This is a genomic window from Aequorivita capsosiphonis DSM 23843 (assembly GCF_000429125.1).
GTDB lineage: Bacteria > Bacteroidota > Bacteroidia > Flavobacteriales > Flavobacteriaceae > Aequorivita > Aequorivita capsosiphonis.
Genome location: NZ_KE386849.1, coordinates 338,432 through 360,703, shown reverse-complemented (window position 1 = coordinate 360,703; position 22,272 = coordinate 338,432). Strand labels below are relative to the sequence as shown.

At 37.1% G+C, this 22,272-nt stretch carries 25 protein-coding genes; 12 read left to right on the top strand and 13 right to left on the bottom strand.

The features are described 5' to 3' along the window. Nucleotides 1–27 precede the first annotated feature (27 nt). The 6 genes from G440_RS0117195 to G440_RS0117170 all read left to right on the top strand — a co-directional run bounded on the left by G440_RS0117195 (nt 28) and on the right by G440_RS0117170 (nt 4,870). On the top strand, nt 28–879 hold the full coding sequence (locus G440_RS0117195) for a universal stress protein (protein WP_026452425.1): 852 nt from the start codon (nt 28–30) through the stop codon (nt 877–879). A gap of 44 nt (nt 880–923) precedes the next feature. Further along, a complete protein-coding gene (locus G440_RS0117190) occupies nt 924–1,775 on the top strand; it encodes a universal stress protein (protein ID WP_026452424.1) in 852 nt (283 codons plus the stop codon). A gap of 7 nt (nt 1,776–1,782) precedes the next feature. Continuing rightward, entirely contained in the window at nt 1,783–1,941 is a 159-nt protein-coding gene (locus tag G440_RS21280) for a hypothetical protein (RefSeq protein WP_157418056.1), read from the top strand. A gap of 363 nt (nt 1,942–2,304) precedes the next feature. After that, nucleotides 2,305–2,895, top strand: a complete 591-nt coding sequence (locus G440_RS0117180) for a YceI family protein (protein WP_026452423.1) — start codon at nt 2,305–2,307, stop codon at nt 2,893–2,895. A gap of 37 nt (nt 2,896–2,932) precedes the next feature. Continuing rightward, nucleotides 2,933–4,228, top strand: a complete 1,296-nt coding sequence (locus G440_RS0117175) for a hypothetical protein (RefSeq protein ID WP_026452422.1) — start codon at nt 2,933–2,935, stop codon at nt 4,226–4,228. Between the two features lie 63 nt (nt 4,229–4,291). Next, nucleotides 4,292–4,870, top strand: coding sequence for a YceI family protein (locus tag G440_RS0117170; protein WP_026452421.1), 579 nt, complete (start codon nt 4,292–4,294; stop codon nt 4,868–4,870). Nucleotides 4,871–5,010: 140 nt separating this feature from the next. Here the strand turns inward: G440_RS0117170 and G440_RS0117165 are convergent, their stop codons facing one another. The 12 genes from G440_RS0117165 to G440_RS0117110 form a co-directional block, all read right to left on the bottom strand. Continuing rightward, nucleotides 5,011–5,853, bottom strand: coding sequence for a restriction endonuclease (locus tag G440_RS0117165; RefSeq protein ID WP_026452420.1), 843 nt, complete (start codon nt 5,851–5,853; stop codon nt 5,011–5,013). A 316-nt stretch (nt 5,854–6,169) separates the two neighbouring features. Further along, nucleotides 6,170–7,291: an ABC transporter permease gene (locus G440_RS0117160; protein WP_026452419.1), complete on the bottom strand. Its 1,122-nt coding sequence runs from the start codon at nt 7,289–7,291 to the stop codon at nt 6,170–6,172. Continuing rightward, the gene (locus G440_RS0117155) at nt 7,291–8,397 is read right to left on the bottom strand and encodes an ABC transporter permease (protein WP_026452418.1); all 1,107 of its coding nucleotides are present in this window, start codon (nt 8,395–8,397) and stop codon (nt 7,291–7,293) included. Before G440_RS0117155 ends, G440_RS0117160 begins: the two co-directional genes overlap by 1 nt. Nucleotides 8,398–8,541: 144 nt before the next feature. Then, nucleotides 8,542–8,928 (bottom strand): GxxExxY protein, encoded by a 387-nt coding sequence (locus G440_RS0117150; protein WP_026452417.1) that lies wholly within the window; start codon nt 8,926–8,928, stop codon nt 8,542–8,544. A 194-nt stretch (nt 8,929–9,122) separates the two neighbouring features. Next, the gene (locus tag G440_RS0117145) at nt 9,123–9,851 is read right to left on the bottom strand and encodes an ABC transporter ATP-binding protein (RefSeq protein ID WP_026452416.1); all 729 of its coding nucleotides are present in this window, start codon (nt 9,849–9,851) and stop codon (nt 9,123–9,125) included. After that, nucleotides 9,851–10,753 (bottom strand): ABC transporter ATP-binding protein, encoded by a 903-nt coding sequence (locus tag G440_RS0117140; RefSeq protein WP_026452415.1) that lies wholly within the window; start codon nt 10,751–10,753, stop codon nt 9,851–9,853. Before G440_RS0117140 ends, G440_RS0117145 begins: the two co-directional genes overlap by 1 nt. A 184-nt stretch (nt 10,754–10,937) precedes the next feature. Then, a complete protein-coding gene (locus G440_RS0117135) occupies nt 10,938–11,426 on the bottom strand; it encodes a hypothetical protein (protein WP_026452414.1) in 489 nt (162 codons plus the stop codon). Beyond that, nucleotides 11,423–11,818 (bottom strand): hypothetical protein, encoded by a 396-nt coding sequence (locus tag G440_RS0117130; protein WP_026452413.1) that lies wholly within the window; start codon nt 11,816–11,818, stop codon nt 11,423–11,425. Before G440_RS0117130 ends, G440_RS0117135 begins: the two co-directional genes overlap by 4 nt. 138 nt (nt 11,819–11,956) lie before the next feature. After that, nucleotides 11,957–12,670, bottom strand: a complete 714-nt coding sequence (locus tag G440_RS0117125; RefSeq protein ID WP_026452412.1) for a VIT1/CCC1 transporter family protein — start codon at nt 12,668–12,670, stop codon at nt 11,957–11,959. 95 nt (nt 12,671–12,765) lie between these two features. Continuing rightward, nucleotides 12,766–13,650, bottom strand: a complete 885-nt coding sequence (locus G440_RS0117120) for an HlyD family secretion protein (protein WP_026452411.1) — start codon at nt 13,648–13,650, stop codon at nt 12,766–12,768. A gap of 217 nt (nt 13,651–13,867) precedes the next feature. Beyond that, nucleotides 13,868–15,124 carry a TolC family protein gene (locus G440_RS0117115; protein WP_026452410.1) on the bottom strand — a complete coding sequence of 419 codons (1,257 nt, stop codon included), beginning with the start codon at nt 15,122–15,124 and terminating at the stop codon, nt 13,868–13,870. Continuing rightward, entirely contained in the window at nt 15,121–15,735 is a 615-nt protein-coding gene (locus tag G440_RS0117110; protein WP_026452409.1) for a TetR/AcrR family transcriptional regulator, read from the bottom strand. Before G440_RS0117110 ends, G440_RS0117115 begins: the two co-directional genes overlap by 4 nt. Nucleotides 15,736–15,968: 233 nt before the next feature. Here G440_RS0117110 and G440_RS0117105 point away from each other — a divergent pair, with 233 nt between their 5' ends. Further along, nucleotides 15,969–16,601, top strand: a complete 633-nt coding sequence (locus G440_RS0117105) for a putative periplasmic lipoprotein (protein WP_157418054.1) — start codon at nt 15,969–15,971, stop codon at nt 16,599–16,601. Between the two features lie 49 nt (nt 16,602–16,650). Here the strand turns inward: G440_RS0117105 and G440_RS0117100 are convergent, their stop codons facing one another. Further along, complete coding sequence (locus G440_RS0117100; RefSeq protein ID WP_026452407.1) at nt 16,651–17,478, bottom strand: universal stress protein; 828 nt, start codon at nt 17,476–17,478, stop codon at nt 16,651–16,653. Nucleotides 17,479–17,699: 221 nt separating this feature from the next. Here G440_RS0117100 and G440_RS0117095 point away from each other — a divergent pair, with 221 nt between their 5' ends. The 5 genes from G440_RS0117095 (at nt 17,700) to G440_RS0117075 (ending at nt 22,241) form a co-directional block, all read left to right on the top strand. Next, entirely contained in the window at nt 17,700–18,203 is a 504-nt protein-coding gene (locus G440_RS0117095; protein ID WP_026452406.1) for a c-type cytochrome, read from the top strand. A gap of 72 nt (nt 18,204–18,275) precedes the next feature. Continuing rightward, complete coding sequence (locus G440_RS0117090; protein WP_026452405.1) at nt 18,276–18,851, top strand: fasciclin domain-containing protein; 576 nt, start codon at nt 18,276–18,278, stop codon at nt 18,849–18,851. Nucleotides 18,852–18,882: 31 nt separating this feature from the next. Next, entirely contained in the window at nt 18,883–20,853 is a 1,971-nt protein-coding gene (gene nosZ / locus G440_RS0117085) for a Sec-dependent nitrous-oxide reductase (RefSeq protein ID WP_026452404.1), read from the top strand. A gap of 209 nt (nt 20,854–21,062) precedes the next feature. Continuing rightward, nucleotides 21,063–21,674 carry a hypothetical protein gene (locus G440_RS0117080; RefSeq protein WP_026452403.1) on the top strand — a complete coding sequence of 204 codons (612 nt, stop codon included), beginning with the start codon at nt 21,063–21,065 and terminating at the stop codon, nt 21,672–21,674. A 129-nt stretch (nt 21,675–21,803) separates the two neighbouring features. Continuing rightward, nucleotides 21,804–22,241, top strand: coding sequence for a nitrous oxide reductase accessory protein NosL (locus G440_RS0117075; protein WP_026452402.1), 438 nt, complete (start codon nt 21,804–21,806; stop codon nt 22,239–22,241). Nucleotides 22,242–22,272: the final 31 nt, after the last annotated feature.

The following is a 22,272-nucleotide window of genomic DNA, read 5'->3' as shown; positions in this document are numbered from 1 at the left end:
ACTAATCCATTCATTTAAAAACGAAATATGAAAAAAAGAATATTGATACCTACAGATTTTTCACGGAATGCTTACAACGCACTTAAATATGCGATGGAAATTTACAAACGGGAATATTGTGACTTCTTTATTCTTAACACCTATTATCTTCCGGGTTATTCAAAGGAAAATTTATTAACTCCGATGCCTACAGATGAGGCGCTGGCGAAGGTTAAAGTGAAATCAGAGAAGAACATGGAACGCTTAAAAGTGAAAATGGATTTTTATGATGAAAATGAAAAACACAACTTCCATTTTTTAAGTGAATTTGGATCTTTTTTCGACGTTATGAAACGAGTTGTGGAAAAGGAAGATATCGAACTGATAGTCATGGGAACCCAGGGTGAGACAGATAATAAAACCGTTATTCTGGGAAGTAATGCCTTAAACGTGATGGAGAAAATTAGAAATTGTCCGGTATTAGCTATTCCTGCAAAGGTGCTTTTTAAAGACCCTAATGAGATTGTGTTTCCAACGAGTTTTAGAACGCACTATAAACAAAAGGAACTGGGCACTATGGTTGAAATTGCACGATTGTTAAATTCCCCAATCCGCATTTTGCACATTCAAAAAAATAAGGCTTTAACGAAGGCGCAATTGGAGAACAAGAAGCTTTTGGAAACTATTTTAGATCCTGCACCTTATACGCATCACAGGTTGTACAATATAGATTTGAAAGATGGCGTGAGTAGTTTTGTACAGAGTCGTGAAAGCGAAATGATTGCCATTGTCAATAAGAAGCATAATTTCTTTGGAAGTATTTTTTCCAATCCAATGGTGAAGGAACTTGGTAAACATACTAATGTCCCACTTTTGGCCATGCACGATTTGAGAAACTGATTTATATAAGTAATTATTTGTAAAGCAAAATTAAAGATTTGGTTATGCAAAAACATATTTTAATACCCACCGATTATTCAAAAAATGCTTTTAACGCTATTGTTTATGCATTTGAACTTTTAGCGAATGAAGTCTGTACATTTCATATTTTTCACTCCTATTTTCTAACAGGTGCGGCAAAGGGAAATTTACTTTTCCCTGAACCAGAACCGCATGAGTATGATACCGCAGCGCGATGGTCAGGCGATAGTATGGAACGATTAAAAATTAAGGTGGGACTGTTGGCCGATAATCCAAAACATACCATCCATTTTGATCATGAATTCGGAACGCTCATAGAATTACTGGAAGAGAAGATTAAGAGAGAGGGGATAGAGCTGATAGTTATGGGCACCCGCGGTGTAACTGACGACGGGGAAGTAGCATACGGCCGAAATGCGGTAAATGTAATGGAGAGTATTAGAGAATGCGCTGTTCTTGCTGTTCCTGCAAATGTCTCTTATAAAACAATAACGGAAATTGTATTCCCAACTAACTTTAAAAGTCATTTTAACAAAGTTGAAATGGAAATCTTCGTAAAGATTGCCCAGCGTAAGAATTCACCCATTCGAATTTTGCATATCGGGAAGGAAACCGATCTTTCAGAAAAGCAAAAGAAGAATAGGAAAGAAATAGAAAACTATTTTAAAGACTTGGAATACACCTATCACTGGCTTGAAAAAACGGGTGTAAAAGAAGGCGTTCTCTCCTTTGTAGCCGAGCGTAAGAGTGGGATGATAGGTTTCGTTAACAGAAAACATTGGTTTTTTGGCAGTGTTTTTTCAAACCCATTAGTTAAAAGCCTTGGTGTACATTCCAAAGTTCCAGTTTTAGCACTTCACGATTCTAGAAACTAACTGATTTATGAAGGGCCAATTTGATGTTGAGGTTCTAAAACACTCCAGAGAACGCGTGAAGTTTTCAATGGATAAACTTAAAAACTCCTTGCGAAAAAGTAGCGCGCCAGAAGCTTCGGGATACTTATGTTTGGAAAGTAAGTATTCCCAAACTCTTCAGCACTAAAGAGATTTTAGTGTAGCATTTTTTGGCTCCGCGCTTTTAAGCGGATGTTTACTTTTCCTCAATCTTTTTCAGTTGCGTTTTTCTTTCTTCTCCTATATATTATATATCAAAATAACCGAGCTATTTTGATTGTATAAACCTTACGCTTCCAATTTAGAAACATTCTACATTCAACTGTTTTTTAGCATTCGGAACAGTCCTTTTTCAGTGTTAATAGGTTCTCCCAATCCGAGTTAAAAAACCATAAAATTTCTTTTCTCCAAATATTGAAAAACACCTTGTAAATACCTGTGTTTACTGACAATTGTCATAACCTAAGAGGGCGTCAGAATTTATCTTTGTAATGAATTAAAAAGGTAGATTATGAAAACTCTAAAACAATTAAAATTAGTAATTGCAAGCCTAATGGTACTGGCTTTTTCTACACATTTTTCTGTGGCCCAAACATATCATTTAAACAATGCCTCTTCCGCATTAAAAATAGATGGTACGTCAAATATTCACGATTGGCAAATAACTGCAGAAAGCCAAGAAGGTAAGCTTGTGGTGGATTTTGAAAACGGAGATTTACTTAAAATACAGCAACTGAATTTTATTGTAAAGGCCGAAAGTTTAAAAAGTGGGAAAGGCTCCATGGACAAGAACACTTATAAGGCTTTAAATACAGCAAAACACAAACAAATAGTTTTTAAGCTAACTAATGTAAAGAGCATTGATTGCTCCAACAATAACAGCTGTAAAGTTGTTGCTACGGGAGACCTAACAATAGCTGGGATAACGAAACCGATAGACATCACTTTTGATATGAACATTGCAGAGTCTAAAATAGCCCTTTCAGGAAGCAAAACTATTAAAATGACCGATTTTGGAGTGGATCCACCAAAGGCAATGTTTGGGACAATTACTACGGGCGACTCCCTTGACATCAAATTTGAATCAAATTTCACAAAATAATACACAATAAATCTAACCCCATTTTAAAACTAATAATATGAAAAAAGCAATTAATTATTTCAGCACGGTATTACTGATACTGTTTGGATTTCAGGCGCTTGCGCAGGAAAGAGAAGCTCGTGATTTAGATAATTTTAGGTATCGAGATCAACGAGGCATTGAACAATTTGAAGCCAAAAAAGACACTGCTACTACCTTTGAGGGGGTTAAAGTACGCATAGGTGGAGCATTTGCAATCCAATTTCAAGCTTTGGATCACGAAAGCACGGGTATGCCTATGAATACTGATGGAGACCCAATTTCGTTGATTGAAATAGGTAATAATTTTAATCTACCCACTGCAAACCTAGACCTTGATGTTCAATTGTATGATGGGATATCTATGCATCTAAGAACCTATCTGTCTTCTCGTCACCATCCGGAACCTTATGTTAAGGGAGGATATATCCAAATTGATAAACTGGACTTTATAAAGAAAGGTTTTATGGAGAATGTTATGAAAGATGTTCGAATCAAAATAGGCCATATGGAAAATAACTATGGGGATGCACATTTTAGAAGATCTGATAATGCGCAAGCAATTTATAACCCATTCGTTGGTAACCTGATAATGGATGGTTTTACTACAGAAGTGGGAGCAGAGGTATATTACTTTAAACAAGGCTTTATAGGAATGTTGGGGGTAACTAACGGGAAATTGAACCAAGCCGTAGATAATCCGGATACAACAGATCCATCATTTATTGCCAAACTAGGTTATGACAGCTCTATTAATGATGATTTAAGACTTAGACTTACTGGTTCTGTCTATCACACCAATAAGAGTGCTAACGCATATCTATACAGCGCAGATAGAGCAGGGTCGAGATACTATCTAGTGATGGAGGAAGAAGGTGCTACCACTAAAAACAACTTTGCATCAGGGAGGTTTAACCCGGGATTAAGGAACGAACTTACATCGTTTATGATAAATCCATTTGTTAAATATCAAGGACTTGAGTTTTTTGGAACTTACGAAAGAGCTTCTGGAAAGGCAGATACAGAACTTGAAACAAGAAGTTTTAACCAATATGCAGCCGAACTGATCTATCGTTTCGGAAATAACGAAAATATATATGTTGGAGGTCGCTACAATTATGTAGATGGAGAAGAACTTGGAGGTACAAATATAGATATATCAAGATTCAATCTTTCGGCAGGCTGGTTTATGACAAAGAATATTTTGGCCAAGTTGGAATATGTAAACCAGAAATACAGTGGTTTCGAAGCTAACGATATCAGAAATGGAGGTAAATTTGACGGAGTTGTATTTGAAGCAGTAATTAGCTTTTAATGAAACAAACCAATGAATCAAAGGTGGAAGAAATAATTTTTTTCCACCTTTTAAAATTTTAAAATGAAGCACCGTTTTATACTATACGTATTGGTTTTTATGATCGGTCTAAAAGCATGGTCACAAAATGGTTTTGTCGCAAAAACGGTTCAAATTCTTGAGAATAGTGAGCTTTCAATTTCTGGCGATACTAATATAAGCGGGTTTGGATGTGAATTCAACACTTTTTATATGGAAGCGTATAATGAGATACGTTACAATAAAGTGGGGGATAATATCATCTTTAAAAATGCGGTTCTCTCTTTGAAAAATGAAGGTTTTGACTGCGGAAGTAAAGGGATAAACAAAGATTTTCATTCGCTACTCAATACAAAAGAATATCCAAAAATAACCTTGGAGCTAACCGAGATTAATTTGATTGACGGCGATAAAAGCAAAGCCTGTGTGAAAATCACTATTGCGGGTAAGGAAAAAGGATATATTGTTCCCATAGCTATAATTACTGAACCTACACATCGTTTTATTGGCGAGTTAAAATTAGACATTAGGGATTTTGGTCTTAAACCGCCAAAAAAAATGCTCGGTTTAATAGTTATCAAAGAGGAGATAGAAATAGACTTCAATCTTGTGGCGAAATTATAATCAGTTTAGATATTGAGCCTTAGCTCAAATCGAATTACTTTTTTTTAGCCCTTACAAACCTATATTGATGTAGTTGTTTTGGGCGAAAGCAGCTGAACCATTAGCTAGCAAATATTAAAACTGGGATAACAAGTCTCAAGTTATAAATCGCAAAGCGCCTTTATTTCGTCTAAAACTTTTTTCTTCCGTGATGGTTTGAGTCCAATTTCGTCCAGAATGGAAGGCGATTCGTAAAGTTCTTTGGTTAAAATAATTTTATTTTCAATGATTAAGTCTTTTTCGCGTTTTTTCAATTTTGTTAAGGTGGTGATAGGGTAGAGGCCATATTTGTCAACATTTTGCTTTAAGCCGTCACCTTCAGGATAATCCCAACTCAATAAATGAAGCCCCACACATTTTCCATAATCAATGGCGTCACTTGTAAAACGTGTATTGGTAACGATCCATCCCTGTTTTAAATGTGATTTCTTTTTTGCATTGTCGTTCCAACGTTTTTGGAGATCGAGGAATCTTGAATTGATATATAAAGGAACTTTAACACTACTACTGGTTCTAAAGTCGGCATGGAATTTACATTCTATTGCATAGGTATTGCCGTCTTTTTCAGCCAATACATCTACTTCGTGTGTAACGCATTCCCCTTGAAGAGTTACGCTAACTTGTGTGGTAAAACCGTGATGCTTGAGCAATGCACCTATTAATCGTTCAAACGGAAAACCCGTTGGCCCTAGATCTAAAATAGCACGTTTTAAACTGTACTTTGACGCTGAAGTACGGTTTTGTTTTTTCAACATTGAAAATGCTTTTTTGTAAATTTTTTTAGAGGAAATTCCATCGTATAGAATCGGAATAATGTTTTCCACTACTTTATCTACTTCGCTTTCAGAGGCTTTACTTCGTCTAAGTGATGTTTTTAGCTTTTCAACATCAAACTCCTCCATATCACCGTTGAATTTTTCTATTGTGATGCTTTTGTTTTCCATATTGTTTTTACTCAAATATCTATAAAACTTAGGTATTTAGGCTGTTTTTTTTAATTAATCTATTGATCTCCCAAAGACTAATCAGTTGAATTAATTGTTATGACTAAAAATTAGTGCTGCCAGGGTGTAGGTTTCGTTTAATCCACTTAAGTGCATAGGCAGATAAGAACGCCAATGGGTTAAAAAGTAGGAGCGTTATTGCAATATAGCCCAAGCGATCATTATTTTAATATTTATGAAACCAGGGTTATATTGTCTTTCACCACGTAAAAAATGCGAATCGCTTTTTCTAGAAGATATTTAATGGGATCTTTCCTCAATTTACTTTCTTATAGCTCCATACCGCCAACACATTCATTATAATAGCATACAGAAGTGTCTTTACCAGTTGGGGGAGGATATTCATTAAACCTGAGCCTTTTAATAATACCATTCTCACAATCTCCACAAAATATTTTATAGGATTGAATTCCGTAACTATCTGCGCCCATTTCGGCATGCTTTCTATAGGCGTAAACAAACCGCTCATTAAAATAAATATCACGACAAAAAACCAAGCGATAAACATAGCCTGTTGTTGGGTATCAGTAAAGTTTGAGATAAGAAGCCCCATTCCCAAGATCACTAAAATGTAAATAGAAGTGTAGGCGTAAAGGAGGAGCAAACTCCCCAACATTGGAATATTAAATATAATTTTTGCGAGGATCAGTCCAACGGTCAGCAATCCCATTCCTATTACCCAAAACGGAAATAACTTCCCAATAATAAACTGGCTCTTTCTAATTGGCGTTACATTTATTTGCTCTAAAGTACCAATTTCTTTTTCCCGAACAATATTCATCCCTGAAAGAAATAAGGTTATCATAGTTACCAATAACACTAAAATACCCGGGACCATAAAGGTTTTATAATCTAAGCTTGTGTTGTACCAAAATGATGGAATGCTCTCAATTGTAATAGGTTGCAAAGCTTTTTTTGAAGTGTTCATGATGTTCATTTTCACCTCTTTATTAAAGCTTTGTACAATTTGATTTACATAGCCACTTTCCACACCAGCCGCTGCGCCGTCAATGGCATTAATGGTAATGGATAAATAGGCAGTTTTTTCTCTTAGAAGTTTTCGTTCAAAGTGATTTGGTATTTCTAGCACCACGTCCACTTCTCCTGCTAACATCGCGGAGCTGGCCTTTTCTTGTGAAGGGAAATCGGTTAATACATTGAAATAGGTTGAGGCATTAAATTTTTCGATTAATGCGCGAGATGTTGAGGTATGATCGTAATCTATATATGCGAACTTGATGTTTTTTACTTCATAAGTGGCTGCATTAGATAGAATGATCAGTTGCAGGATGGGCAGGATAAATATAATAGGCAACATCCCCTTATTTCTAAAGATTTGCCTAAATTCCTTTTGTATGATGTACCCGATGGTCTTCATTATTCCAATCGTATTTTATATTTTTTTACACTTAACCCAATAAAGAAAATTGTCATTCCTATCAAGATTAGCGTTTCTTTCCAGATATAAGCCATTCCAACACCTTTCAGCATAATTCCTTTTATAATGATGATAAACCATTTTGCAGGGATTATATGACTGATTAATTGAAGTGGCACTGGCATACTCGATATTGGAAAAATAAACCCTGATAATAATATTACAGGAAGCATCAAGCCCATCAAGGAAATCATCATTGCGGCCTGTTGGGTCTCTGCGATTGTTGAGATTAAAATTCCTAGTGCTAATGAAGTTATAATAAACAAAACACTTTCCGCTCCCAGTAAAAACAGACTGCCTTGAACTGGCATCTTAAATATAAAAATGCTCAGTAACACGATTACAGCAGCGTTTATAATGGATAGGAAGATATACGGAACTACTTTCCCAATAATTACCTGAGAAGGTTTTAGCGGGGATACCAGCAAGATTTCCATAGTGCCTAATTCCTTTTCCCGAGTGATGGAAATTGAAGTCATCATTGCGGAAACCAGCATTAAAATAATAGTCATCACGCCAGGAACGAACATAAAAACACTTTTAAGTTCTGGATTATAAATCATTCGAATTTGGGAAATTATCTGATAATCTATTTGAACTCCTTCGTTTTTAGACTGCTGATAGTTTTGCAATATCGCATTGATATAATTGGTTACTGAATTTGCGGTATTTGGAGCAGTGGCGTCAGTTATAATTTGAATAGTAGCTTTCCGATCTCTGATTAAGTTTCTGCTGAAATCCTTTTCAAAATTCAATACTGCTTTTATTTTTCCCTTTTTAAATGCGGGTTCAATATCCGCTTCGCTGGCAATCATTTGATTTATAGTGAAGTATTTTGAAGCCGAAATCTTATTTATAATTTCTTCTGTTGTAGTATCTTTTGAATGATCCAAAATGGCGATATCTACATTGTTGATTTCATTAGTAATGGCAAATCCGAAAAGCATTATTTGGGCAATGGGCATCCCAAAAAGGATAAATAGCGACCGCCTATCTCGAAAGATATGGTAGAATTCCTTTTTTATAAAACCTATAAAACGTTTCACCTTTTGTTTGTTTCCCGCTCCCAATAACTATCGGGATCGCAGACTATCGCAGATTTTTCTGTTGATTTTTTCTGCGCAACTCAGCGAGATCTGCGGGAAAACATTTTCATTCTCTCGCTAATTTCGCAGATTATGCAGATTTTTTTATAATCCGTTTACTTTTCTAAAAATGCCTTCAGTAATATTATCTACATTGAAGTTTACCAAAATCCCCAATTTTAATTCTGTTAATTTTAAATAGGTTAATAGCTGTTTATGATGGACTTTCGCTAAACTCTCAACCGATTTGATTTCAATTATAACTTTATTATTAACTAATAAATCTAACCTAAAACCTATTTCTAATTCAACACTATCATAAATAACTGGTAGAGGAACTTGTCGCTTAACTTCCAATCCTTGCTTCTGCAATTCGAAACATAGAACCGCTTCGTAGACGGATTCTAATAATCCTGGACCTAATGCATTATATACTTGAAATATTGCTCCTCTGATTAGATAGGATATCTCGTTTTCTGTTTTTTGGTCCATACTTTACTTTTTAGTTTCCCGCCGATTTCGCAGATTATCGCGGATTTTTTCTGCGCAAATCAGCGCTCCCGATAGCTATCGGGAGCGGTAAATCATTTTCATTCTCTCCCTAATTAAGCAGATTATCGCAAATATTTTTATTATTTTTTCTGCGCAAATCAGCGGGATCTGCGGGAAAAATTGGGTAAACATTTTCATTCTCTCGCCAACTTCAAAAACACATCATTCATGGAATCCACTTTAAACTGTTCTTTTAATTTTTTTGGTGTGTCCAAGGCTTCTATTTTTCCTTCCACCATAATGGAAACACGGTCGCAATATTCGGCTTCATCCATATAATGTGTGGTTACAAAAATGGTGGTGCCTCGGTCTGCTGCTTTATAGATCATTTCCCAAAACTGTCTTCGGGTTATGGGATCAACGCCTCCTGTGGGTTCATCCAAAAAAACAATCTTTGGATCGTGTAATAAGGATACTGAGAAGGATAGTTTTTGTTTCCAGCCCAAAGGCAAGGAGCCTACTAATTTATTGCTGATATCTTCCAGCCCGAGCTCAGAAATTAGTTGCTCTCTTTTCTCCTTAATTTTCGCTCTGGATAAACCATATATACCTCCAAAAAAAGTAATGTTTTCTTTTACGGTCAAATCATCATAAAGAGCGAATTTCTGACTCATATAGCCAATGTTTTTCTTGATAGATTCCCTTTGGGTATATACATCAAAACCTGCTACGGTTGCTTGACCCGAGGAAGGTTTTGAAATCCCTATCAGCATTTTTATCGCCGTTGTTTTTCCTGCGCCATTTGCACCCAAAAATCCAAAGATCTCACCTTTTTTAACCTCAAAGCTAATTGCGTTTACAGCCTTGAAGTCGCCAAACGCTTTTGTTAACTCCTCGGCTTCTATCACATTTTCCTCTTTCATTATTTCGCTAATTCCATAAAGGCATCCTCTATATTTGGTTGAGTAGCTTCTATGCTGATATCTGTTAAGCCTGCGTTTTTCAGATACGATTTTAAATCTGCTGCTTCAAAAGAATCTCTTTTGTCGGTGTAATGCACAAACTCTCCAAACGGAAACACGCTGTACAAATGCTCGTAACCTTGAAGCGTTCTTATTAATTTGTACATATTGTCGGCGCCCACGTTATAAATTTTTTTCGGGAATTTGTTTACAATTGCTTCCGGGGCGTCAATTTCCAATATTTTGCCATCTTGGATCAATGCAATTCTGTCGCATAAAGCTGCCTCGTCCATATACGGGGTTGAAACTAAAATGGTAATCCCTTTTTGCTGTAAGCGTTTTAGCATTTCCCAGAATTCTTTACGTGAAACTGGATCTACCCCTGAAGTAGGTTCATCCAAGAAAAGCACTTTCGGTTTGTGAATTAACGCGCAACAAAGGGCGAGTTTTTGCTTCATCCCGCCCGATAGTTTTCCTGCACGCCGGTCTTTAAAAGGTTCAATCTGAACATAAATATCTTCGATTAAATCATAGTTTTCGGCAATTGTTGTTCCGAAAATGGTGGCGAAAAACGTGAGATTTTCCTCCACGGTTAAATCTTGGTACAATGAAAATCGCCCCGGCATATAGCCTACGGTATTTCGAATAGCTTGATAGTCCTTAATAACATCAAATCCGGCCACTGAAGCAGTACCAGCATCAGGAATTAACAGCGTAGTTATAATCCTGAAAATGGTGGTTTTTCCTGCGCCATCGGGACCAATGAGTCCAAATAATTCCCCAGGTTCCACATTGAACGAAATGTCCTGCACGGCTTTTAGCTTTTTATAGGATTTGCTGATATGATTTAAGGTTATGCTCATAAGTGTTAATCTGGATACATCGGATTAAAATCCGATGTTATAAGATCGGTCGTGCCTCTGGCACTAGTTTAAAAGTATGGGATTAAAATCCGATGTTATAAGGTCGGTCGTGCCGCTGGCACTTGGGTTTATAGCTTCGGATTAAAATTTGTTTTATCGGCTGTGCAATCTTCGGTTACTGATACTATTTAAAGTAATTGTAATAGCCCTCAAGATTCTCATTGATGCTTTTAGTAATTTCAGCACCTTCTTCTGCTGTCGAAACTTTTCCTAGAGCATCGATCTTCTCGATAAGTGGATGAAGGAAAACATGTAGGTTGTCGTGTGATGGCCCTTTCATGGTACATTTCTTGACAACAACGTTTTTTTCCTCGTTTAGCTTTGTAGCTAAAGTGTGATAATCTTCTACTGTTTTTTTATCGCTGGTTTTAACTAGAGTCAGCATTTTATCGACTCCTTCGGTTGTTTCTATATTGGCGTTCCATTTGTTACCGCTATCCAATTTTATCTCATTGACCCAAGCGTTACTTATTGCGGCCATTTCTTCTCCATCGTGCTCGTGAACAGCCTCAGTTGCTTCTACTGTATCAGTGTTTACGTCTTTGTTTTTGGTTTCGTTACATCCCGTTAGAAATGCTGAAACGATTGCTGCTGTTAGAATTGTTTTTTTCATGTTGTTTTAAGTTTTAGGGTTATTGGTTTCATCGGATTAAAATCCGATGTTATAAAATGTGTCGTGCCGCTGGCACTGGGTTGTTTTTCCATCGGATTAAAATCCGATGTTATAAAATGTGTCGTGCCGCTGGCACTGGGTTGTTTTTCCATCTGACTATAATCCGATGTTATAAAATGTGTTGTGCCGCTGGCACTAGGTTGTTTTTCCATCTGACTATAATCCGATGTTATAAAATGTGTCGTGCCGCTGGCACTGGGTTGTTTTTCCATCGGATTAAAATCCGATGTTATAAAATGTGTCGTGCCGCTGGCACTGGGTTGTTTTTCCATCTGACTATAATCCGATGTTATAAAATGTGTCGTGCCGCTGGCACTGGGTTGTTTTTCCATCGGATTAAAATCCGATGTTATAAAATGTGTCGTGCCGCTGGCACTGGGTTGATTTTCCTCAGACTAAAATCCGAGGGTGTAAAATGTGTTGTGCCTACGGCACCGGTTTTTTTTTGATCTACTGTTTATAATAGCTTTTTAAATATTTACCCCGAATAGATATCCTGCCAATGCAGTAATTCCCATAGCCATTGTTCCCCAAAAGGTAATTCTGATAATTGCTTTCCATGGGCTCGAGCCTCCAGTTTTAGCCGAAACTACACCTAAGATTATTAGAAAAAAGATTGCAGAACCATAAAGCGTGTATTCCATATTTTTTAATGGTAAAAATAGGGTAACGGCAAGGGGAAGAATTCCTCCGGCAATAAATGAAGCCCCAGAGGCCAGTGCTGCCTGCATAGGGTTTGCCTGGCTAATTTCATTAATTCCCAATTCATCTCTAACGTGCGCCGCTAATGCATCTTTTGCCGTAAATTCTTTTGCTACAATAAGTGCTGTTTCCTTTTTTAATCCTCTTTTTTCATAGATTTCTGCTAATCGAAGTAGCTCTATTTCTGGCATTTCTTCAAGTTCAATTCTTTCACGCTCAATATCGGCTTTTTCAATATCTGTTTGAGAGCTAACGGAAACATATTCTCCTGCCGCCATTGATAAAGCCCCTGCCACTGAACCCGCTACGGTTGCTAAAACTATTGGATCTCTGGTTTGACTTGCTGCAGCTACTCCAATTGCAATACTAGCTACAGATAAAATCCCGTCATTAGCCCCAAGAACAGCCGCTCGCAACCAATTACTGCGATGTACAAAGTGATTGTCTAAATAGTCATCTAAATTTCCTGTGCTTTCTTCCATCTTTTGCTTATTTAGTTGGTAGGTTTATTATTATTAATTTTTTCTACTTTCTACTTTCTACTTTCTACTTTCTACTCTCTACTAACCACTCACCACTACTCAGAAATCCACATTTCTGCTGGCATTCCAATCTTTAGGCTACCGTCATTTTTTACTGTGACTTTTACCGCATACACCAGGTTCACCCGTTCTTCCTTGGTTTGAATAATCTTTGGAGTGAATTCTGCTGAAGCCGAAACCCAGCTTATAATTCCTTCGTAAGCTTTCATTTCTTCTTCGGAATCAATTTTCACACTCACTTTCTGTCCGATATTGATGTTTGAAAGTTGGAGTTCACTTAGGTAAACTCGCAGCGTCATTTCTTCCATATTGGCGATTTTGTAGAGTGGTTTTCCAAAGGAAACAATTTCTCCCGGTTCTGCAAATTTTGTTAAAACCGTTCCTGCAATTGGGTTTGTAATTTTGCTTTTGGTAATTTGATCATTGATTTGCGCCACTTTTGCCTCCATGGCTTTTACCTCGTTTACAATAGGTGCGTTTTGCGTTTCCACATTTTCAATTTGTTTTTCTAAGACGTTTACCTGGCTGTTGGTCTGATCTAATTGGCGCTGTGTTGCGGCATTATCATTAAACATATTTTGGATGCGTTGTTGTTCGGTTTTTGCTGTTTCCAGTTGTTGATTCAAAACGCTTACCTGCGACCAAACACCATCTGATTTCGACGCCACCGTTTCCTTGGAGGCCAGCAGTTGTTGTTTGTTCAAATAAAGCTGAAGCGTATCAACAAGGCCTACAACCGCTCCTTTTTCTAAAACTTCCCCTTCTTCGAGATTGAAAAATTCCAGTTTCCCGTTTGCTTCAGAAGAGACCATAATTTCGGTAGCCTCAAAATTGCCGTAAGCATCAGCCTTTTCTTCGTTGGAGCAGGAGAGAAGGCTTCCTAAAAGGAATGTTGATATGAGAATATATAGTGTTTTCATTGTAAGTGTTTTTGCCACGAATGCACGAATATTTATTTGGTGTTTCGGTGGCGTGCTATATTTTATCCGTGAATTCTTTACCATTAATAATGGTTTTCGGTTTAGTCGGAATCGCTGATTTTTATTCGTGCATTCGTGGCCATCTTAAATGTTTTTGCGTTCTGCTTGATTCATTACTTTTTCTTCGTGCACCCGCCTGCCGGCAGGTAGGTTCGTTTTATTCTCCTTTAATTACTTTATAATTCGCCTTTGCAAGAGACAATTGTATCGTGCGTAGCTGCTGGTCAATTTTCGCTTCATATAACTTGTTCAATTCCGTGATATATTCTGAAGAAGTGATCGCGCCATTTTGCAACTGCGAAGTGGTTGCTTGCAACACTTTTTCACGCAGCTCAATTATTTCAGTGTCCTTATATAGCATAGCTTCATATTTATTAATATCACTTTCGGCATCTTTCAACTGCATTTTGTTATTCAATAAAAAGGTCTCTTTCTCGGTGGAAACTATTTCTTTTGAAATATTGACGGCCTGTTTTTTCTCCTTTGTTTTTCCCCAATCAAAAATGTTCCAGTTTAGTTTTAATCCAAGCATATAAAAATCCTGAAATGAATTGTCAAGCATATTCAATCCTGGATTTCCGTATCCGGCCTGTGCAAAACCTAATAGTTTCGGGTAATTACTTTTAGAAATCACTTCTTTTGAAGATTCCAGTTGCGTTTCTTGTAGGTTGAAAAGTGCCAGTTCGGGCCGTTGCGAATCAATTTCTAGCGCAACTAAAGTGTTAGGATCAATCAAGCTTATATCATTGTCTAAATTTTGGGAAATCAAGATAGAAAGGCTTTTTAAAGCTTTCTCCCTATCAAAAGTTATTTGGGACAGTTGTTGCTCTAGCTTTAATAATTCGGCTTTTAATAATTGTTCAGAAGCGGGGAGTACCGCTCCGTATTTCACCCCTGTACTTGCTTCTTTTAAGCGTGCGCCAAGCTGTTCCATTTTAGAAAGAAGTAGTTTTTCCTGTTCCTGAAAAAGGAGTACACTGAAATAATTTTGATTAATCCGTGACTTTAGCGTGTAAAGATTTACTGCAACTTGTTGTTGTTGGGTTGCTAGTTCGGCGGTTTTAAGTCTTGTGGTTGCAGCAATGTTTCCGCCATTATAAATCAATTGATTGGCGTCTATTGTTGCACGGTATTGGTCTTTGTTTGGTGGTTGGATATTTGTATTTGGAAGGTTCAATGGAAATTCAATAACATCAGATTGGTAGGTAGCCTGCGCATTTAAATGTAACTTTGGAAGTTTTTCCTTTTCTAAAATTTTGATTTCAGAATTTAGTTTTTCTTCCAACAATGTCTTCTGTTTTGCCAATGGATAGTTTTCTTCGGCTAAAGCGTAGCAGGTTTCCAAGGTGAGCGTTTGCTGTGCATAGCCCAGAAGGGGAGCGATTGCAAAAAGTATAAATAGAAACTTTTTCATTTTTTTATGGAATTGATAATAAACTCAGAAACGGCTACTTTCCGATGCTCCATTAATTGTTTAAATCCCTTGTCGTCAATATCTAAAAGTCCCTTAATTAATGGGGTTGCCACGAAAGGGAAAATATTCAGAGAAATAATATTGATAAACAGTTGTTGACCTTCAATCGGTTTTAAAATGCCTTTTTTCACCTCGTTCGCAACTTGATTATTGAATTTTTCCAGTGTCGGAAAAGCCGCATTTTTTTGTATTTTCTCGAAAAATTTCGGGTTCCGATTCAATTCTTGAATTATGAAATTAGGTAAATACGGATGCTTCGATATAAAGGAAATGTAATTGCTCGTGAAGTTTTTTACCTTTTCCTCTATCGATGAATCGTCATTTAAAACCTTGTTGAGTTCTGGTGCCAAAAGGGAGAATGCATTGCTAAACACTGCATCAAAAAGCAATTGTTTGCTGCGATAATAATAGTGAAGCATGGCCTTGTTTATACCTGCTTCATTTGCAATTTCTTGCATACGCGCACCGTCCATTCCTTTCTTTTGGAACACGTTTTTTGCCGCTTCAAGTATTTCTCCTTCAGTGTCTTGATTTTTATTCGCTTTTGCCATTGCTCTAACTTTATGGTTTAACCATTTGGTTAACAAATATAACTGATTTATCTTTACGTCAGGATTATTTGAAAAAAAATTAAAGAATATCTAAGAAGAAATCACAAATATCACTTTAGAAGCCTTTTATTCTCATAAGCTTTAGGTCATCTTTTATTATCACCCCAAATTTCTAAATGAGAACTGTATATTTACATATGCTTACTGTAATGACATTTGCTAAAATCATTTCCATGAAAAAACTATTTACGTTGTTAATTTTCGCTGTGCTGGTTTCTAGCTGTTCCAGTAGTCGGTTAGTAGATGAATATGTGAACACTGAAAACCCAAATTTTCGAGTCCATAAAGTTTTGGTTGTAGGTTTAACGCCTGATGGAGGATTGCAGCGTCAATTTGAATATAGTCTTGTGAACGCCCTAGAGGCAGAAAATGTGATTGCCGTAAAAAGTGTTGATTATTTTGAAGGCACTGTGGACGAAAACAATCAATCGGAAGAAAACTTGGCTACTCTAGAAAGCGAACTTATAAAGGCTGGTTTTAATGCGGTTCTTTTTTCAAAAGTTAAAGGGCAGGGGAGTAAAGTTACGGTCGCTCAAGCCTATAGAAACTTGACTAAATCTTTTCAAACTTTCAGTGATTACTATAATGAAAATAGAGTTATTTCAGGAAAAGAGGCTACTGAGGATTATCCTGTTTACAATACCGAAACTTCACTTTATTGTCTTTGTCCTGATAGTGATCAAGATTTAATATGGCGTGGAACTATTGATATAATCGACCCACCGGGAGCGCAAACAACCATAAGGGATTATGTAAAAACGCTTATGCGAATGTTTAAAAAGAATAATTTCCTATTGGAAAAGTAGTAAAATACCTCAATTCCAATTCCAAATCCAAAGAACCATAATCAGAAACCTATTCGCGAATCACCAATAATGGAACTTGCGAGCCGTAGCTTATTTCTGAAGTATGGGATCCAAAAATAAAACGGTTTAAAAAACTTTTGCGTTCAACCACCATGGCATGAAGCTGGATTGGGATCAACTGCTCAAAAGCATTTATCGCCATTGGAGCGGGTAGATTTTTAATTGTAAAAGTTTCGAAGTTCGTTTCCTTAAAAAATTCTTCAGCCTGCTTTCTTTGATCTGCTAGGTGAATCTTTTCCTCCTCAATCGCTAAAATTTTTAAGGACGCATTCTTTTTCTTTAATAGATTTAAAAGTATTTTGAAATTTTCCCCCGTTATGTCATACTGATAATTAAGAGACAATAAAACGGACGCTATTTTCTGGTAAATGTATCCTTCGGGCACAGCAATAATTGGACAGCTTGCATTTCGTATAATTTTTAAGGTATTGCTTCCAAATAGAACTTCCGAAGCATTCGTAGCACCATTGGTACCCATAACTATAACTTCAATATTATTACTGGCAATCACTTGATTTACGGCATCAACAATGTTGTCAAAATCTAACTTCGGTTTAAAGCTGAAATCTTCTCCTTCAGAAATTGATTTACAAAATTGAACCATTTCATCAAGCTTCACTTTATTATCGTCTAAAACGCCTTCATATACTGAAACGCCTGAAGCTCGGGAAACAACATCTGCAGTTATATAATTTGAAGGTTTTTGAGAGTTTAAAATATGAAATGTGCAGGTTTCACCTTCATAAATTTTTATGGCATACTTGATTGCGTTTTTCGAATTTTCGGAAAAGTCTGTGGGTAAAAGTATGTTTTTCATTGTTTTGTCTTTTCTCAAATGTAAATGTTCAGAATCATTACTGAACTGATTTTTGTCATAATCCAGTTGTTAAAAAGTGTTAATCTTTGCTATCGAATGTGTTATGAGATAAGATTTCAGGTTTAAAAAATTAAAGAGTAAAAAGTCTCATATATGACGAAAATCATATTCTATATGGCCCATTCAAATTAGTTTTGTACCGTAAATTAATACTAACAACTATGAAAAATGTACTAAAATCAATGGCCGCTTTAGCAATACTACTTTTGGTAAGTTGCGGTGGAAAAGAAGAAAAAAAGAAAGACGGTATCCAGATAGGTCAAAAACCTGCTGCTACTGAAACTCCAAAAGAGGCTCCGGCCTCAGACGTGAAGCCTTCACAAACGATAGACCTCACAAACAAAGGGGTTGGCCCAATCAAAAATGTAGATATTCCTGCAGAGATTGACGAGGCTATGGCTGCCAAAGGGGCAGAGATTTATAAAATGAATTGTACGGCATGTCATAAAACTGACAAGAAATTTATTGGACCAGCTCCAAAAGGAATTTTAGAAAGACGTACTCCAGAGTGGGTAATGAATATGATTATGGATCCAGAAGGGATGACCAAAAATGATCCACTTGCCAAAGCCTTATTGATGGAGTTTAATGGTTCGCCAATGGCCAACCAACATATGACGGAGGAACAGACAAGACAGATATTAGAATATTTTAGAACCCTTTAAATAGATACTTAAACAACCAACCAGCCCTTGCAGGAAGCTAACCCCTGCAAGGGTTAAAAAACCAAAACCAAAATGAAAACAACCATTAAATTGCTCTTTGTTTCGACTGCATTACTTGTGTTTTCAGCCTGTAAAAACGAAACAAACTCTGAAGGGAGCGGAACCCTAATCGAGAACCCCGCAAAAACTGATGCTTCTGCCAAACAAGGGCAGGCGTTTATTGAAGACGATGAGTCAAAACCAAACGTACTACAAATTGCTATTGGTTCGCCAGATCACAGCACATTGGTAGCAGCTGTGCAAGCAGCGGGATTGGAAAACTCCTTGGTAAATGCGGGCCCTTTGATGGTCTTTGCGCCAACCAATGCAGCTTTTGATGCTCTTCCAGCTGGAACCGTAGAAGAACTTTTGAAGCCTGAAAACAAAGAAAAATTGGCTTCCATACTTAAGCATCACGTAACTCCGGGTAACTATTCAAAGGATTTCTTGAAGAAATTCAAAAAAGTTGGACAGGCCGGTGGCGAAGATGCCACAGTGGAAGTGAAGGGTGATGACGTGTATGTGGGCGGTGCTAAAATTATAGCAAGCATCCCCGCAGGAAATGGAATTGTTCACGTAGTAGATAAAGTGATATTGCCAGCAAACTAATTTTAAACAATTTAATTTAAACAATAGAATAATGAAAAAATCAATTAATATTTTATTTTTCTTGGTTATAGCTGCTGGATTGGTTGGCTGTAACAACGGAAATGACAAAAGGAGCAGTAGCAAAGGCCAAGGCGGTCTTGCAACCAACGCTGCCGAGAGAGTATATGTTGCTCCGGGTGAACACGACGAATTCTACGCCTTTATGTCTGGAGGATTTAGTGGGCAACTTGGCGTTTACGGCTTGCCATCAGGGCGTTTGTTAAAAGTACTTCCCGTATTCTCACAGAATCCCGAAAGTGGATATGGGTACACTGAGGAAACCAAACCAATGTTGAATACATCGTACGGTTTTGTGCCTTGGGATGACTCTCACCACCCGGATATTTCACAAACAACTGGAAAGTTAGATGGACGTTGGGTGTTTATTAATGGTAATAACACTCCCAGAATCGCACGAATTGATCTGAAAAATTTCGAAACTGAGGAAATCATTGAAATTCCAAATAGTGCCGGTAACCACAGTTCATCTTTTATTACTGAAAACACAGAATATGTGGTAGCAGGAACCCGTTTCTCTGTGCCAGTGCCACAGAAAGATATGTCTATTAAAGACTACAAAGGTAACTTTAAAGGAGCGCTTACATTTATTAGTGTAGATCCAGATTCAGGAAGAATGGGGATTAAATTCCAATTGATGATGCCTGGGTTTAACTATGATCTTTCGCACCCTGGACGTGATAAGAGTCACGGATGGTTCTTCTTTACTACTTATAATACGGAAGAAGCCCACACACTTTTAGAAGTTAACGCATCACAAAACGATAAGGATTTTATCGCTGCGGTAAACTGGAAAAAAATAGAAGAATATGTAAACAACGGTGGAGGAAAAAAAGTTCCTGCTAAATATGCACATAACGTAAGAGATGAACATACCCATACTGCTACTTCTACCATGTTAGATGAAGTTCTTACCGTGAACCCAATGGATGTTCCTGGAGCTGTTTATTTCTTGCCAACTCCAAAATCTCCACACGGTTGTGACGTAGATCCAACAGGAGAATATATTATTGGTAACGGAAAATTATCTGCTGACTTGACAGTGCACAGTTTTACCAAAATGCTTGATGCTATTGAAAATGAAAAATTTGATGGGGAAGCTTATGGAATTCCAATCTTAAACTTTGAGGATATTCTTGCTGGTGTTGTTAAGCAACCAGGTTTAGGACCACTCCATACCGAATTTGATGGAAAAGGAAATGCTTATACCACGTTCTTTATCTCTTCTGAAGTAGTAAAATGGAAAGTTGGAACTTGGGAGGTTTTAGACCGCCAGCCAGTGTTTTACTCTGTAGGTCACGGGATGATTCCTGGTGGAAACTCACGGGAGCCATTTGGTAAATACTTTGTAGCCCTTAATAAGATTACAAAAGACAGATACCTGCCAACAGGGCCAGAGCTAACGCAGTCTGCTCAGTTATTCGATATAACAGGAGACAAAATGGAATTGTTATTGGATTTCCCAACCATTGGGGAGCCTCACTATGCTGCTGCAATTCCTGCAGAAATGGTTGCGCCAAACTCTAGAAAGATCTATAAACTTTCAGAGAACAAACACAAACATGCTGTTATTCAAGATAGTGATGTTAGAGTAGAGCGTGACGGGAAAGAGGTTCATATCTATATGAATATGATCCGTAGTCACTTTAACCCTGATAACATTGAAGGTGTAAAAGTAGGAGACAAAGTGTACTTCCATATTACAAACCACGAACAAGATTTTGATGTACCGCACGGTTTTGCTGTAATTGGGGCAAACACTGCCGAAATGCTTATTGTTCCTGGAAAAACTGAAACTCTAGTTTGGGAGCCTAAACAAGTAGGAGTATGGCCATTCTATTGTACTGACTTCTGTTCTGCACTGCACCAAGAAATGCAAGGCTATGTTCGCGTAAGCCCAGCAGATTCTGATATTGAATTGTCTTGGGGTCTAGGCGAAGATTAATAAGTTGTTTTTAGTTGTGAAAATACGCATTAGTGATTAATAGTATTTTCAGTAAAGACGGGGGTTGTTGATTTCCCCCGTCTTTTATAAAGATGTTAGATTCTTGACTTTAGATGTAAGAGCAAAGTTCTCAGCATTTATTTCTAACATCTCAAATCTCAAATCTCATTTCTCACCCGATAGCTATCGGGACTCAAATCTCTTTAAAAATGAAAAAAGCAGGAATAATAATGATCATTGGATCCTTGCTGTTATTGGGTCTTTTTAAATTTCCATTATGGAACATTGTATTAGGTGCGCCACAATATCCAGACCCACTAGGGATGGATATTTATATTCAAGGAATACAGGGAGTAGAAGAATTTGATATTCAAAATATTGACGGCCTAAACCATTATATTGGAATGAAGACTATTCCGAAAGCAGAGGATATGTGGGAGTTTGAAGTATTTCCATTGGTAATTGGGATAATGGTAGCACTTGGGGTCATTATCGGAATCCTTGGTTTCTTTGGCAAAGTTAGCTACAAATGGTTCCTTGGCTGGTTTGTGGTAATGTCTATACTTGGAATTATGGGAATGTATGATTTCAACTTATGGCTAATAGAATACGGAACTGATCTTGATCCAAAAGCCATAATGAAACTTGAAAATTTAGATGGTACCCCGATGACTTATAAACCACCTTTGCTTGGTTACCAAAAAATGCTCAACTTTGATGTCGATTCTTGGCCAGCAACAGGAGCCTATATGATATTTGCGGGAATGTTGCTTACAGTAGTAGCCTTCTTTGTTGGTAAAAAAGAATGGAAATCAAAATAAAAAATAATTAATGCTCCTTCCCCTTGCGATCCCGATAGCCATCCAGAGAAGCAATCAGGGGAAGGAGGATTAATAAACGTGTCAACGTTTTATTGAGACCAAGGGGCAAATCCTTAAATTTTTGAAACTATGAAAATCATAAAACTATTACTTATTTCATTGTTGTTTACGGCCTGCAATGTGAGTCCGCAAGAAATACAATACGGCTCAGATGCGTGCCATTTTTGTGATATGACCATTGTAGATAGACAGCACGCCTCACAATTGGTAACTGCCAAGGGGAAGGCTTATAAATACGATGCCATTGAGTGTATGGTCCATTCGTTACAAGATGAGTTTAAGGACACGGAAATGGCGCATTATTTAGTAGCAAACTTTTATCAACCAGGTGATTTAATTGAAGCTGAAAAAGCTTCCTATTTGGTGAGCAAACAATTGCAAAGCCCTATGGGCGCTAATCTTTCAGCCTTTTTAGACAAAGAAGCTGGTAGAAAGGCCCAAGAAAAATTCACGGGTGATGTTTACACTTGGAAAGAAATCCAAGATCACCTAAGACTTAAAAAATAACAATAATAATAGATAATAGTAATAAATAACG